Genomic DNA, 13898 nt, shown 5'->3' on the forward strand with positions numbered 1-13898 from the left:
GCCACAGCAACGCAGCCCAACCCTTGGAGTGGTCATGACTTCTTCTTTCGCTCGGCGGAGCGTGCTCGCCGCGGGCGCGGCCGGACTGGTGGGTGCGGCGGCAGGCCCCGCGGCCGCCGCGCAGCGGGGCGCCGCGCACCACCGTGCCGCGGCCCTGGTCATCCACAACGCACGGGTGTTCACCGGGCTCCCCGGCGCCCGCCCCGTCGAGGCCGTGGCCGTCGGGCACGATGGCCGGATTCTCGCCACTGGCCGGGGCCGCGAACTGCACCGCCTCGCCGGACGGGACACCGAAATCGTCGACGCGCGCGGGGCGACCGTGATGAGCGGCATCCACGACGGCCATGTGCACCCGCTCGGCGCGGGCGACCGCTCACTGCGCCCCTCCCTGGAGGGCGCCGAGACGACCGCCGAGGAACTCCTCGCGATCCTCACCGGTTTCCTCCAGGACACGCCCGGCCAGGAGCCCGACGGCTGGCTGGTGGTCTCGGACTGGAACCCGATCGGGTTGCTGCCGCATGGCACCCTCCCCCACCACTCCCTGCTCGACACTCTTCCCACCCGCCGCCCGGTCGCCCTCCTCGGGGGCGACGGCCACAACATCTGGGTCAACGCCCGCGCCCTGGAGATCGCCGGCATCACCGCGGCGACCCCCGATCCGGTGGGTGGAAAGATCGTGAAGGGGCCGGACGGGCAGCCCAGCGGGGTGCTCAAGGACGACGCCCAGCCCCTGGTGACACGCCACATCCCGGAGCCGAGCGAGGTCGAGCTGGTCGCCGCCTGCTCCCGGGTCCTCGCCCAGGCGGCGGCCTCCGGGGTAACCACGATGATGGACGCGATGGTCGGGCAGAGCGAGTTGGCGACGTATCAGGCTCTGGCGAACGCGGGGACGCTGCCGCAGCGGATCGTCCCCGCGATCAGGATCGACGCAGACCTGGCGAAGGACCCGAAGGCGGCGCTTGCGTATGCGCGCGGGCTGCAGCGCTCTTTCCGTAACGTACCTGGGCTGCGGTTCGGGACGATCAAGGTGTTCCTCGACGGGGTGATCGAGTACCCGGCGCACACGGCGGCGCTCCTGGCGCCGTATCTGGACGACTCGGGGCACCCGACGGACAACCGCGGTGAGCTGTATGTCTCTGGACAGGATTACGGGCGGCTGACCGCGGTCTTCAACCGGGCCGGCTGGCAGATGCATGCCCATGGGCTCGGTGACCGCGCGGTGCGCACGGCGCTCGACGGGTATGCGTACGCCCGGCGCGCGACCGGGCTGCGCGGTGCCCGGAACACCATCGCTCACCTCCAGCTGGTGGACCCGGCGGATCTGGGGCGGTTCGCCGCACTGGACGTGGTGGCCTGCATGCAGCTCCAGTGGGCGGAACAGGACACGTGGACGATGGAGGCGCTCCTGCCATACATCGGACCCGAGCGGCACCGGTGGATGTACCCTGCCCGTTCCCTGGAGCGGCACGGGGCCCGGCTCTCGGGCGGTTCGGACTGGCCGGTGGACCCGCTCCAGGTGTGGAACCAGATCCGCACGGCGATCGACCGCACGGGCGCGGAGGGCGAGGGGCCGCTCTACCGGGAGTTGGAGGGGTTGAGCCGTACTTCGGCGCTGCGGATGCACACGCACGGCACGGCATGGCAGCTGCGCATGGACCGGCTGACGGGAACAGTCCGGCCCGGACTGGCGGCGGATCTGATCGTTCTCGACCGTGATGTGACGGAATGCCCGGTGGCGGACATCAGTGACACCCGTGTCGAGCTGACCCTGGTGGGCGGCCGGGTCGTCCACGACTCGCACTCCTCGGCGGGCCGGGCCGCGGTCGCGCGACTCGACCGGGCCGCCGCCGCGCCCCGCCCGGCGGCGTACGCGGCGGTGCACGGCGGACGACACCGGGCCTGCGGCCACGACGACGACCGACCGTAGCGTGTCCGGCCCCCGTATGGCCGCGTCCAGCTCTGCGGGGGCCCACACCTGGGCCCGCATGCGGAAGGCATCGAAGGCGGCCCCACCTTCCGCCCAGGGCGCGGGCGACGTCGAGGAGCCGGTACGCCTGGGCGCGGCTGATGCCGAACTCCTTCGCGTGGTGCGCCTCCCACGAGGCGTGGCCGAGCGGGAGCCAGATGCGGGCAGTGCGCGCGTTGCGGACTCGGTCGGCGAGGACCGCGACCTACCAGGAGATCGCCTCCGCTGTCGCGGCCTCGGGCCCGTCCGAGCCGGTGGCGGTCACCCTGACCACACCCTGTGGTTCAGCGCTTGAGGAACTCCAGGAGGTCCTTGTTGAACCTCTCCTTGTAGCCCGGGACAACGGCGATGCCGTGGGGGCCGTCTTCGTAGACCTTGAGGGTCGCGTCCTGGATGAGTTGGGCGGTCTTGCGGCCCGTGGCGTCGATGGGGACGATCTGGTCGTCGTCACCGTGCACGACGAGCGTGGGGATGTCGAACTTCTTCAGGTCCTCGTGGAAGTCCGTGGCGGCGAAGGCGTCGACGCAGGCGACGCCGCCCTCGATGGTCTCGGCCATGGCCATGTACCAGAAGGCGTCCTGGTTGCCCTGTGTGACCTTGTTGCCGTCGCGGTTGGCGCCGAAGAAGGCGACCGCGGTGTCCTTCCAGAACTGCGAACGCTCGGCGAGGATGCCGTTCTTGATGCCGTCGAAGACCGACTGCGGTACGCCCTCGGGATTGTCGGGACCCTGGAGCATCAGCGGACAGATCGCCGAGAGCAGCACCGCGGACCTGATCCGGTCCGTGCCGTGGCGGCCGATGTAGCGGGCGAGTTCGCCGCCGCCCATCGAGTGCGCGACCAGCGTGACGTCCCGCAGGTCCAGTTGGGTGACCAGGTCGTTGAGGTCGTCCGCGAAGGTGTCGAAGTCGTAGCCGTCCCAGACCGGGGTGGAGCCGCCGTGACCGCGACGGTCGTGGGCGATGCCGCGGAACCCGTTGTCCGCCACCGCTTTGAGCTGGTCCTGCCAGGCGTCCCCGCTCAGGGGCCAGCCATGGATGAAGACGACGGGGCGGCCGCGGCCCCAGTCCTTGTAGAAGATGTCGACACCGTCACGTGTGGTCACCGTGGGCATGCGTGTTGTCCTCTCGGATGTACTGCCGGGCCCCCAGTCCAGAGTGCGGCCGGGCGCTCGAGCCGCAAATCGGAATCGTGGGGACCCGCCGGCCGCGCCTGCCGTTCCGGGCGCGGCACCACGCCGCCTCGGGCAGGGCCGGGCCTCGCGCTCCTGTCGGCCCAGCCGGCTCAGCGCGGCGTGGACCGCCACCAGTCGACGGGCATCGTCGATCCGCCCCGCGGTCTCCTGCGCGAAATCGACCACAGCGGGCGGGTCCGGGTGGCGGGCCAGGAAATGAGCCGCCGGCGCCGGGAACGGTTGGCGTTCTCGGCCTTGCGCGGGGGCCGGCTCGGCAGCCGAACCCACAGTCGGGGTCTGACAGTGAGCCGTAAAGTAGGAATGGCGCAAACTTTGAACCATTCCTACTTCAGGGATGCTGCCCGCCTTTTTACTGAGGAACGTGGGCACGCACTATGAGCGTGCCCACGTCTTCGGGGTTCGGTGCCGCCAGAACTTGGGCGTCGACCTCGGCGAAACCGTGACGCTTCAGCAGATCCGCCCACCACTGCGGGCTGTAGGACCAGCGCAGCAAGGTCAGCTTGCGACCGGAAAGGCCGTTTCCGTACATGGGCTGGGGGCCGTAAAAGCCCTCGATCGGTTCGGCCTGGGAGAAGGCGAGCACGCCGCCGGGGTTGAGTCGCTCGGCGATCAGCGGGATCAGGGGCTCGGGATCGGTGAACCAGATCGCACCCCAAATGGAGAACACCGCGTCATACGTCGCCTCGGTGTGGGTGAGGTGGTCGACGGCCTCCGCCTGGACGAAGGTCAGGTTCGGTTCCTCCCCCCACCATCGGCGGGCCCGCGCGACCTGAGCGGCGGAGAAGTCCAGGGCGACCACATCAACACCTTTACGGGCGAGGTGGACGGCTTCCCTGCCTTCGGCGGCACCCAGCTCCAGGGCGGTGCGCGGTGCGCCCAGGAACTCCTCTCCCGGCCCGTGGCCGTCGTACTGGGTCCATGCGAACACGTCAGCTTCGGGGGCCGGTTGCTCCCCTTCCCCGCGATGAGGCTTGTAGGTGTCCCAGTACTCGGGGAGGTTCGTGGACTCGCGCGGCATGGCTGGCCTCCTGGGGGTGCCCGACAGGCTGGACACCGTACCCAGGCGCGACGGCCGCTACGTGCCCTTGACGCGTTTTCACCCGGCCGCGCTCTTATGTACACGGGCCAGGCCCGGCTGCTTATCCGCGCAGCCGAGCCCCGCCTCGTCGATGTCAGTGGCAGTTCTCACCGGGGCGGCAGGGGCCGCACTTGGCGTAGTCCCGCTCCCAGAGCTTCCAGTCCACCTCGAAGCCATTGGCGGCGATGATCTGCGCGGTCCTCTCCACCGATCCGTCGTACTTGAACTCGACCTCGGGGATGTGCTCCAAGAACCTGCCGTCGAAGTGGTCGGCGCACCACTCACGGTAGTTCCGCGTGTCGACGATGAAGACGTGCACGGCCGTGTCCACCAGTCGGCCGCAGCACATTTCCAAGCCCTGGCCCCAGTGCTCGATCGCGCTGACCAAGTAGGAGATGGCAGCGCCGAAGAGCCGCTCGGCCATGACCTCGTCGAAGGGGTGGTCTCGCATGAGGAGTGCGATCTCTCGGTCCCAGACATCGGGCTTCACGTAGTCGCGCGGGTCTCGCGCCTTGGTTTCCACTGCTGCAGCCATGCTGTCCTCCGTGGTCGGCGCCCCGCCGCGCTCAGCGGGGCTCGCCCCTCCAGAGAACTGTCGGCCACAGCGTTTCTTTGATCAATTGCCCCCGCATGCAGGGCGCTTGCAGGTTCTGCACACGCCATATACGGGCGACTCATCAGCCCATACCGTGGACAGCAGCCCTTTCGGCTACCGGCGGGTGGGAGGCCGGATGCGCGTTGATCACCTCTGGAGCTCAGACACAGTCCGATCGTTCGTCGCCCAACAGGACCCGGGCGGCCTCATCCGTGTGGGGCGGGAAAGGCGGGGCTGGCGACAGGCAGACCTCGGCGCGCGCATCGGCTGCTCGGCTTCGACTGTGTCCAGGATGGAGAAGAAGGGCCGTCCCGCAGTTATCGCCTTGATCATGGGCGCGGCACGCGAGGTCGGAGTGCCGACAAATGTCCTAGCGGCGGCTCTGGGGTTGTCCGCTTCCGCAAGCACTAGGGTTGCCACGGATTGGCCACCGTGTGCCGAGGAGGACTCGATGCGTCGCCGCACGCTACTCACCGCCGCCGGCCTCGCGGCTCCCGCCACGCTGCTCATGGGTCTGGAGACCGCGCTCGCGAGTACGCCCGACCCGACAGGGTCTCCTGCTCCGCTGAACGGGCGCCTCGCCAGGGCGCGCAGCTACTTCGACGGGGGTCGGCACGCAAAGCTCCTGGAGGCCCTTCCAGGGCTTCTGGCCGACAGCCACCAGGCCGCGGAAGACCGTTCGGAGATCGCGCTCGCCCGGCTGTCGGCCACGTACAGCCTGACGAGTCAGTTGCTGACGAAGATCGGGCGGTACGAGCAATCGAGAGTTTCGGCGGAGCGAGCCACGCTGTACGCCGACTGGTCCGGTTCCCCCCTTGTGGCAGCCGCGGCGGCTCGCGAGCTCAGCATCGTGCTCCGCCACCAGGACCAGCCGACCGCCGCGCAACGGCACATCCTCGATGCTGTGACTCGTGTCGAGAGCACCGGCCTGAAGACCGATGCGCAGGCATCCGCGTACGCGCAGATGCTGTGCACGACGTCGTACACAGCGGCACGGGCCGGAAACCGTGGTGACGCCCTGGCGATGATCAGCGAGGCAGGCCGCGCCGCTCGCGACCTTCCGAACGAAGCACCTGTAGGCCGCTTGTTCCCCGTTGCACCGGCTGCTGTTCGCCTCTACGCCGTGGGCGTGCACTGGGCGCTGGGTGATGCCGGGGCGGCGCTGGAGGCCGGCCGCGGACTGCGAGCCGGGCAGTTCAAGACACCCGAGAGACAAGCCCGGCTGCCCACTGACCTGGGGCGGGCGTTCTGGCAGTGGGGCAAGCCGGAACAAGCCACCCAGCAGTTGTTGCTTGCAGCCCGTATCAGTCACGGTGAAGTCCGCGATCGCCCGGCAATCTCGCGAATCGTTGGCGAGCTCATCTCTCGGCACCCCAGAGTCTCCGGAGTGCGGGAACTCGCGGCGGTCGTCGGACCAGGGGCGTTGCCGACAGCATGACCGCCCCGCTCCCCCAGGAGGAAGGGGAACGAGGCGGGCGCCGGTGGGCGCGGTGGTCAGTTGCCGGAGGCGTACGTGACGAACTCCGCCCAGGCGCGCGGCGCGAAGCCGAGGTGCGGGCCGGGGAGGTTCTTGGAGTCGCGTACGTGGATCGTGCTCGCGGTCTCCGCCACCTCGACGCACTCAGGGCCGTCGTTCGTGCTGTAGCTGCTCTTGAACCAGGTCAGCCCGGAGGTGTTTCCGGCCGAGCGCTTGGCACTCATGTCTCTCCCAGCAGTTTCGTGATGAAGATCCGTGAGAACCGAGGCGTGAGCGCCTGGGCCCGGATCATGCCGTAACGCATCTCAAGGATCTGGACCTCCTTGGGATCGGTGATCAGGCGGCTGGTGAGCTGTACCTCGTTGTGCCCCACAGCCGAGCCGTCCATCAGCTTAAGCACCTGATGCGAACCGCCCAGCCCGGCATGCTCCTCCGCATCCGTCGGCATGACCTGGATCTCGACGTGCCGCAACGTGCCCAGTTCCAGCAGGTGTTCGAGCTGGCGTCGCAACACCATTCTGCCCCCGGTCGGCCGCCGCAGTGTCGCTTCTTCCTGGACGAACGTCAGCAGAGGGGCCGGCTGCCGCTCGAAGATCGACTGCCGCGCCATGCGCGCGGCTACCAAATGGTCGATTTGGTGCTCGGTGTATGGGGGGCGTCGTTCCTTGTACAGGGCGTGGGCGTACTCCTCGGTCTGGAGAAGACCGTGCACGACGACGCTGGCGTACGCGCCCAACTCGATCGAATTCGCCTCCAACTTTGCGTGATCTCGAACCTTCTTCGGGTACCGCGCCTCTGCCACGTCCTTCTTCATCGCGGCGAGTTTGCCGCCCGCTCCCAGGACTTCGTCCGCCTTCTCCAGGAACTCCGGCTTGGGGATGCGTTTCCCGGCCTCCACCTTGTAGACCTGGTTCTCCCCGTAGCCGATCGCAGTGCCCAGTTCCGCCGCACGCAGGCCGGCCGCCTCGCGCCAGAGCCGGATCTGTCGGCCGACCGCCGCGATCACCGCGCCCGAGTCGTCCTCGACGTCGAACTCCCAGTCAGGGCCGTCCGCCGTGTTGTCTCCGTTGCCCCTGATGTCCTCGTCCGCCATACGACACCCGCCTCCACCCGTGCCCGCACCGTTTCGCGCTCGACGCCGTACTGGATGGACAGACCCGTACAACCACTGGACAGTCACTGTCCGTACGCACGTCATTGCTGTTCAGAGTAGGCATCTCCGGCCACGCTGAGTGACGTGAACCGAGAAATCACCCAACCGCGTGCCCGCAGCGGCCAATTCGCCGTGCAGCTCTCCGCCACCCGTCGGGGTGCCCGACTCACCCGACTCCTCGCGACCGAGCAACTCCGGTCCTGGGGGCTGCCGCTGGACGACGCCGGGCACGTCATCGCCGAGCTGGCGTCCAATGCCGCGCTGCACGGGTACGTGCCGGGGCGGGACTTCCGCATCATGCTGACCGTCACCGGGGACACGCTCCGTATCGAAGTTGCCGATGCTCGCGGAGACGTACTGCCCCGCCTTCCGGAGCGGAACGACGACTCCGAGGCGGGGCGCGGGCTGTTGCTCGTCGAGGCGATCGCCATTCGGTGGGGCGTGCAAGTGGGGCCCTTCCCCCGGCGGAGGTAGCCCTCACCGGATCGTGACAGTCGCGACCCGGTGTGTCACGTCCCGGTGAACCGCGACCCGGCGGGCCCCGACGTCAAAGGCTTTTAAGGCTTTGGAGAGAAGAAACTTCCCAAGCCCAACCCCGCTGCTCGCACGGCCGTTCTCCCGACACACCCCGTGGTGGGGCATGGCGGGAGCACCGTCTGCCGTGCCGACGCCCCGCGACCGGTCGACACCGACACGGCACCGGCGCGGCACCGCTCACGCCGACGAAATCGCCGGCTGCGGCAGCGGTGCCGGCTCACCGCGTCGCCGGAGCCGTGGCATCGGGCCGCCGCACCGGAGTCCTCGCGCCAAGGCTCTCCGTATCCTGTGAACCTTTCCGGGCCCTGCGGGCAACAAGGGATGACACGCTCATCCGCCGAGCCCCCAGGAGCCGATGTGACCGGACCACCAGCCAGTCCCGACGACGATGCCGAGGTCATCGCGCAGTCGCTGGAGCATCCCGAGATCTTCGCCGGGCTCTACGACCGCCACGCCCCGGACATCCACCGCTATGCCGCCCGCCGCCTCGGGGAGGGCGCGGCGGACGACATCACGGCGGAGACCTTTCTCATCGCCTTCCGCTCCCGGCGCCGTTACGACCGCACGTATCGCAACGCCCGCCCATGGCTGTACGGCATCGCCGCGAATCTCATCGGCAAGCAGCGGCGCAGCGAGGAGAGGGGACTGCGGGCCCTGGCCCGTACCGGTCAGGACCCGGTGGCCGCGTCCTGGAGCGACCGCTCCGACGACCGGATCGCCGCACAGGCGCCGCTGGCCGGGGCGCTCGCCTCGCTCTCGCCCGGTGACCGCCATGTGCTGCTGCTCGTCGCCTGGGCCGACCTCGGGTACCAGGAGGTCGCCGAGGCGCTGGGCATCCCGCTCGGCACCGTGCGGTCCCGGCTCAATCGCGCCCGCCGCAAGGTCCGTGAGGCGCTGTGCATGGATCCCTCGTTCACGCCCGACGTCATGGAGCTGACCCCGTCATGGACGAAATGACCCAGCTGCGGGAGCTGCGCGCGGACGCGCCCGTTCCCGACCGTTCCGCACTCGCTCCGGGCCGGCTGCGGCTTACAGAGACCGTCGCCTCGGGCCGCCGTGCCCGTCGGCTGAAGGCAGACTGGCGGATCGCCTCGATCGGTGCGGCAGCGGCAATCACCGTGGCTGCCGTGCTCGGCACCCAGCTCGTCGATGCCGCCGCCCCCGACCGCTCAGGGCCCGCTGCGACCACCGGAACCCTGCGGCTGAGCAGCCCGGCCGAGGTGCTGAACCGGGCCGCCGACGTGCTGGAGAAGCAGCAGGCGGCCCCGGAGCCGCGCGACGACCAGTGGATCTACACGAAGACGGTGATGGCCCAGCCGCCCCAGAACGGCTCGGCCGCCGGCCGCTTCACGTACGACCCCGACAACTGGGTTCCGTACGACAACTCCGCCGCGGCCAAGAACGGGAAGGACGACGACTACCGCACGTCCCGCCAGGTCTACCGGGCCGCCAATGAGCTGCCCGACGACCCCGCACGGCTGCTGGCGAAGGTCCGCTCGTTCTACCCGACCGGCAACACCGCCGAGAGCCCGCCCGAGGCCGAGGCCCAGCACAGCTTCCGCGCGATGAGTCTGATGGTCCAGGCGTACCCGATCGCACCGGCCGCCCTCGCCCGGATCTACCGGGCCCTGGCCACCGTCCCCGGTGTCCATGTCACCGACCACCTGGTGAAGGACGCCGCCGGACGCGAGGTCATCGCCATCACCCGGAAGGAGGACGGCCGCCACGAACAGCGGGAGATCCTCCTCGACCCTCACGACTTCAGGTACGCCGGGATGCGCTTCGTGGTCACCGAGGACTACGAGTACACGCCCTCCGCCGGCAAGGTGCAATTTCCGACGGAGAAGTTCAAGGCCGGGCAGATCCTGATCAGCGAAGCCCGGGTCAAGGCCGCCGTCGTCGACGCCAAGGGCGAGAAGCCCTGAGACGCCACCAGTAGCCGCGAACCGGGGCCGGTGTCCGCCACAGGGGTGCGGACACCGGCCCCACCGACAGCGGCAGGTACCAGCGGGTGCATCATGTCGCTGCCGGATGTCGGCCCGCCGGCCCAGCACTCAGGGGTGTGGACCTTCATCGGTGACCCCGACAGCGGAGAACTCTGTGTGCTCAGGAAAGTGAACACACAGCCGTAATCGCTACCGGCAGCCCGGAACGAGCACCGCCCCCACGTGACCGACCCCACCCCCCGCTCCGTCAAAACTCCCGCAACAATGAACACGTGATCACTTCGCCGCCACGGAGCACCCACCGACGCACCGAGCACGCGTCGACGCCGTACGTCGACCTGTCGCGCGCCGAGTGGAGCGCCCTGCGCGACAAGACTCCGCTGCCGCTGACCGCCGCCGAGGTGGAGCAGTTGCGCGGGCTCGGGGACGTCATCGACCTCGACGAGGTACGGGACGTCTACCTGCCGCTCTCCCGGCTCCTCAACCTGTATGTCCAGGCCACCTCGGGCCTGCGCGGCGCCCTGAACACCTTCCTCGGGGACGCGGGCAACGGACACGGTGCGCAGCGGGGCACCCCGTTCGTCATAGGGGTCGCGGGCAGTGTCGCGGTCGGCAAGTCCACCAGCGCCCGTATCCTCCAGGCGCTGCTGGCCCGCTGGCCCGAGCATCCCCGGGTGGAGCTCGTCACCACGGACGGGTTCCTGCTGCCGATGAAGGAGCTCCAGTCGCGCGGGCTGATGTCGCGCAAGGGGTTCCCCGAGTCGTACGACCGGCGTGCCCTGACCCGTTTCGTCGCCGACATCAAGGCCGGCAAGGACGAGGTGACGGCGCCCGTCTACTCGCATCTGATCTACGACATCGTGCCGGGTGAGCGGCTCACCGTACGCCGCCCCGACATCCTGATCGTCGAGGGGCTCAACGTGCTTCAGCCCGCGCTGCCCGGCAAGGACGGACGGACCAGGGTCGGACTCGCCGACTACTTCGACTTCAGTGTGTACGTGGACGCGCGGACCGAGGACATCGAGACCTGGTATCTCAACCGGTTCCGGACACTGCGCGAGACCGCGTTCCAGAACCCGTTCTCGTACTTCCGCAAGTACACCCAGGTCTCCGAGGAGGAGGCCATGGAGTACGCGGCGACGATGTGGCGGACCATCAACAAGCCCAACCTGGTGGAGAATGTCGCGCCCACCCGGGGCCGTGCCACTCTGGTACTGCGCAAGGGGCCGGACCACAAGGTCCAGCGGCTGTCCCTGCGCAAACTCTGATTCTCCGAGACTCCTGGGAGTGACCGCGTGCTGCATCTGCGCCTGATCGTCCCCACCGACCGTACGGACGAGGTGGTGCACCTGCTGGAGAGCACCGTCGGTACGACGCATCTCGTGGTGATGTCCGGGGTCGCCCGTGACCCGGCGGGCGACATGGTGCTGTGCGATGTGGCCCGCGAGGCGGGCGACGAGCTGATCGGCGCGCTGCGCAGGCTCGGCATCGACAAGTCCGGTTCGATCACCGTCGAGAGCATGGACCTGACGCTCTCCGCGCACGCCGACAAGGCCGAGGAGGAGGCGCCGGGCGAGGGCGCGGACGCGGTGCTGTGGGAGGAGCTGGCAGAGGCGACCCACGAGGAGTCGACGTTCAGCATCACCTATGTGGCGTTCCTCGCGGTCGCGACGATGCTCGCCGCCTGCGGTGTGATGCTCGACAACGCGATCCTGATCGTGGGCGCGATGGCGGTCGGTCCGGAGTTCGGGCCGCTGGCCGGGATCTCCACGGCCCTGGTGCAGCGCGCTCCGCGGCTGGTGTGGCGGTCGCTCGTGGCGCTGATCGGCGGCTTCGCCGTCGCGATGATACTGACCGCCGGGTTCGCCTGGCTGATGGACGCCTTCGGGCTGTTCAACCGCTCCATGATCAAGGCGGCCCGGCCCAACACGGCGTTCATCTGGAAGCCGGACGCGATGTCGTTCGTGGTGGCGTTCCTGGCCGGGATCGCCGGGACGCTCTCGCTCACCTCGGCGAAGTCCGGTGCGCTGATCGGGGTCGCCATCTCGGTGACCACCGTGCCGGCCGCGGCCAATGCGGCGGTGGCGTTCAGTTACAGCGACTACAGCCAGATGTCGGGCTCCACGGCCCAGCTGCTGGCGAACCTCGGCGGCATCGTGGTCGCGGGGACGTTGACGCTGCTGGTCCAGAAGGTCCTGTGGGCGGCGCACCGCCGCCGGACGGGCTGCGTTGCGAGCCCGTCCGCGGACAGCGAGCGGCACGGCCGACCCAACCGGACCCGTCCGACGAACGGCCCGGCCGGGCCGGGACCTGCCGAGCCCGCACCGGCCAACTCCGGCCCAGCCGACTACAGGCCGGCCGCGCGCGACTAACCGAGTGCGGACTTCACCACGTCGGCCAGCCGCTCGGCGACCGCCCGCGCCTGGTCGATGTCGGACGCCTCGACCATGACCCGTACCAGCGGCTCCGTGCCCGACTGGCGCAGCAGTACGCGCCCGGTGGAGCCCAGCTCGCGCTCGGCCTCGGCGACCGCCGCGGCCAGCTCCGGGGAGGTCCCGACCCGGGACTTGTCGACGTCGGGGACGTTGATCAGCAACTGGGGCAGCCGCTGCATGACCCCGGCCAGCTCGGCGAGCGTACGGCCGGTGGCCGCGACCCGGGCCGCCAGCATCAGGCCGGTCAGCGTGCCGTCGCCGGTCGTGGCGTGGTCCAGGACGATGACATGTCCGGACTGCTCGCCGCCCAGCGCGAAGCCCTCGGCCTTCATCGACTCCAGTACGTAACGGTCGCCGACGGCGGTCTGGACGAGCTGGATGCCCTCCCGCTCCATCGCGATCTTGAAGCCGAGGTTGGACATGACCGTGCCGACCACGGTGTCCTTGCGCAGCTGCCCGGCCTCGCGCATGGCGAGGGCGAGCACGGCCAGGATCTGGTCGCCGTCGACCTCCGCGCCCGTGGCGTCCACGGCGAGGCAGCGGTCGGCGTCGCCGTCGTGCGCGATGCCGAGGTCGGCGCCGTGCTCGGCGACTGCGGCCTTCAGCAGATCCAGGTGGGTGGAGCCGCAGCCGTCGTTGATGTTCAGACCGTCCGGATCGGCACCGATCGTGATCACCTCGGCGCCGGCTCGCGCGAAGGCCTCGGGCGAGACCCGGGAGGCCGCGCCGTGTGCCTCGTCGAGGACGACCTTCAGCCCGTCGAGCCGGTTCGGGAGGACGGCGATGAGATGGGCGACGTACCGGTCGAAGCCCTCGGCGTAATCGGTGACCCGGCCCACCCCGGCACCCGTCGGACGCGCCCAGGGCTCACCGGTGCGGTGCTGCTCGTAGACCGTCTCGATCCGGTCCTCCAGCTCGTCGGCGAGCTTGTGACCACCACGGGCGAAGAACTTGACACCGTTGTCCGGCATGGCGTTGTGGCTGGCGGAGAGCATCACACCGAGGTCGGCGCCCAGCGCGCCGGTGAGGTACGCCACCGCAGGGGTGGGCAGCACACCGACCCGCAGGACGTCCACGCCCGCACTGGCGAGGCCTGCCACGACGGCGGCCTCCAGGAACTCTCCGGACGCACGTGGGTCGCGTCCCACCACGGCTGTCGGCCGATGCCCCTCAAAGGTGCCCGCCTCGGCAAGCACATGCGCCGCAGCGACCGAGAGGCCGAGCGCCAGCTCAGCCGTCAGATCCGCATTGGCGACACCGCGCACACCGTCCGTGCCGAAGAGTCGTCCCACTGGTGTCCTCCGAAGATGCTCAGAAACCGCAAACCAAACCAAAGCAAACCGACGCAACACAGCAACACGATGCGCACAACGCGGCTCGTCCGTCGCCGGGCAACGCAACACAACGCTGCGTACGCGAGCGTATGAACGTCTTATGCCGTTATACGCCCGAGGGTGCCGATAGACGAACGCCCCGGCAAGCACAAGGTGTGCCGCCGGGGCGAACGTGTAAAGCAGA

General features: G+C 69.4%; 13 protein-coding genes. 7 read left to right on the top strand and 6 right to left on the bottom strand.

Going from position 1 to position 13898, the window contains the following annotated elements; genetic code table 11:
- The first annotated feature begins 34 nt into the window (after window positions 1-34).
- On the top strand, window positions 35-1927 hold the full coding sequence (locus NRF20_RS18645) for an amidohydrolase (protein WP_413752936.1): 1893 nt from the start codon (window positions 35-37) through the stop codon (window positions 1925-1927).
- Window positions 1928-2250: 323 nt separating this feature from the next.
- Here NRF20_RS18645 and NRF20_RS18650 read toward each other — a convergent pair whose 3' ends face one another.
- The 3 genes from NRF20_RS18650 to NRF20_RS18660 all read right to left on the bottom strand — a co-directional run bounded on the left by NRF20_RS18650 (window position 2251) and on the right by NRF20_RS18660 (window position 4772).
- The gene (locus tag NRF20_RS18650; RefSeq protein ID WP_413752937.1) at window positions 2251-3078 is read right to left on the bottom strand and encodes an alpha/beta fold hydrolase; all 828 of its coding nucleotides are present in this window, start codon (window positions 3076-3078) and stop codon (window positions 2251-2253) included.
- 430 nt (window positions 3079-3508) lie between these two features.
- Window positions 3509-4177, bottom strand: a complete 669-nt coding sequence (locus NRF20_RS18655) for a class I SAM-dependent methyltransferase (protein WP_413752938.1) — start codon at window positions 4175-4177, stop codon at window positions 3509-3511.
- Window positions 4178-4331: 154 nt separating this feature from the next.
- Entirely contained in the window at window positions 4332-4772 is a 441-nt protein-coding gene (locus NRF20_RS18660; RefSeq protein WP_398631333.1) for a hypothetical protein, read from the bottom strand.
- Between the two features lie 196 nt (window positions 4773-4968).
- On the opposite strand from NRF20_RS18660, the gene NRF20_RS18665 reads away from it, so the two are divergent.
- The gene (locus tag NRF20_RS18665; protein ID WP_413754579.1) at window positions 4969-6270 is read left to right on the top strand and encodes a helix-turn-helix domain-containing protein; all 1302 of its coding nucleotides are present in this window, start codon (window positions 4969-4971) and stop codon (window positions 6268-6270) included.
- Window positions 6271-6326: 56 nt separating this feature from the next.
- Here the strand turns inward: NRF20_RS18665 and NRF20_RS18670 are convergent, their stop codons facing one another.
- Together NRF20_RS18670 and NRF20_RS18675 are read right to left on the bottom strand one after the other, a co-directional pair.
- Window positions 6327-6533 (bottom strand): DUF397 domain-containing protein, encoded by a 207-nt coding sequence (locus NRF20_RS18670; protein ID WP_398631334.1) that lies wholly within the window; start codon window positions 6531-6533, stop codon window positions 6327-6329.
- Window positions 6530-7402 (bottom strand): helix-turn-helix domain-containing protein, encoded by an 873-nt coding sequence (locus NRF20_RS18675; RefSeq protein ID WP_398631335.1) that lies wholly within the window; start codon window positions 7400-7402, stop codon window positions 6530-6532. The genes NRF20_RS18670 and NRF20_RS18675 overlap by 4 nt, the downstream gene beginning before the upstream one ends.
- A gap of 144 nt (window positions 7403-7546) precedes the next feature.
- Between NRF20_RS18675 and NRF20_RS18680 the strand changes: the two genes are divergently transcribed.
- The 5 genes from NRF20_RS18680 (at window position 7547) to NRF20_RS18700 (ending at window position 12317) form a co-directional block, all read left to right on the top strand.
- On the top strand, window positions 7547-7936 hold the full coding sequence (locus NRF20_RS18680; RefSeq protein ID WP_413752939.1) for an ATP-binding protein: 390 nt from the start codon (window positions 7547-7549) through the stop codon (window positions 7934-7936).
- Between the two features lie 420 nt (window positions 7937-8356).
- Window positions 8357-8956: an RNA polymerase sigma factor gene (locus NRF20_RS18685; protein WP_413752940.1), complete on the top strand. Its 600-nt coding sequence runs from the start codon at window positions 8357-8359 to the stop codon at window positions 8954-8956.
- On the top strand, window positions 8944-9924 hold the full coding sequence (locus NRF20_RS18690) for a CU044_5270 family protein (RefSeq protein ID WP_413752941.1): 981 nt from the start codon (window positions 8944-8946) through the stop codon (window positions 9922-9924). Before NRF20_RS18685 ends, NRF20_RS18690 begins: the two co-directional genes overlap by 13 nt.
- A 293-nt stretch (window positions 9925-10217) precedes the next feature.
- Window positions 10218-11213, top strand: a complete 996-nt coding sequence (coaA, locus tag NRF20_RS18695; protein WP_266358712.1) for a type I pantothenate kinase — start codon at window positions 10218-10220, stop codon at window positions 11211-11213.
- Window positions 11214-11240: 27 nt separating this feature from the next.
- Window positions 11241-12317 carry a DUF389 domain-containing protein gene (locus NRF20_RS18700; protein WP_413752942.1) on the top strand — a complete coding sequence of 359 codons (1077 nt, stop codon included), beginning with the start codon at window positions 11241-11243 and terminating at the stop codon, window positions 12315-12317.
- On the opposite strand, the gene glmM is transcribed toward NRF20_RS18700, so the two are convergent.
- Entirely contained in the window at window positions 12314-13672 is a 1359-nt protein-coding gene (gene glmM, locus NRF20_RS18705) for a phosphoglucosamine mutase (protein ID WP_398631340.1), read from the bottom strand. The genes NRF20_RS18700 and glmM overlap by 4 nt on opposite strands.
- Window positions 13673-13898: the final 226 nt, after the last annotated feature.

This window comes from Streptomyces sp. R-74717, from assembly GCF_047305335.1.
GTDB lineage: Bacteria > Actinomycetota > Actinomycetes > Streptomycetales > Streptomycetaceae > Streptomyces > Streptomyces atratus.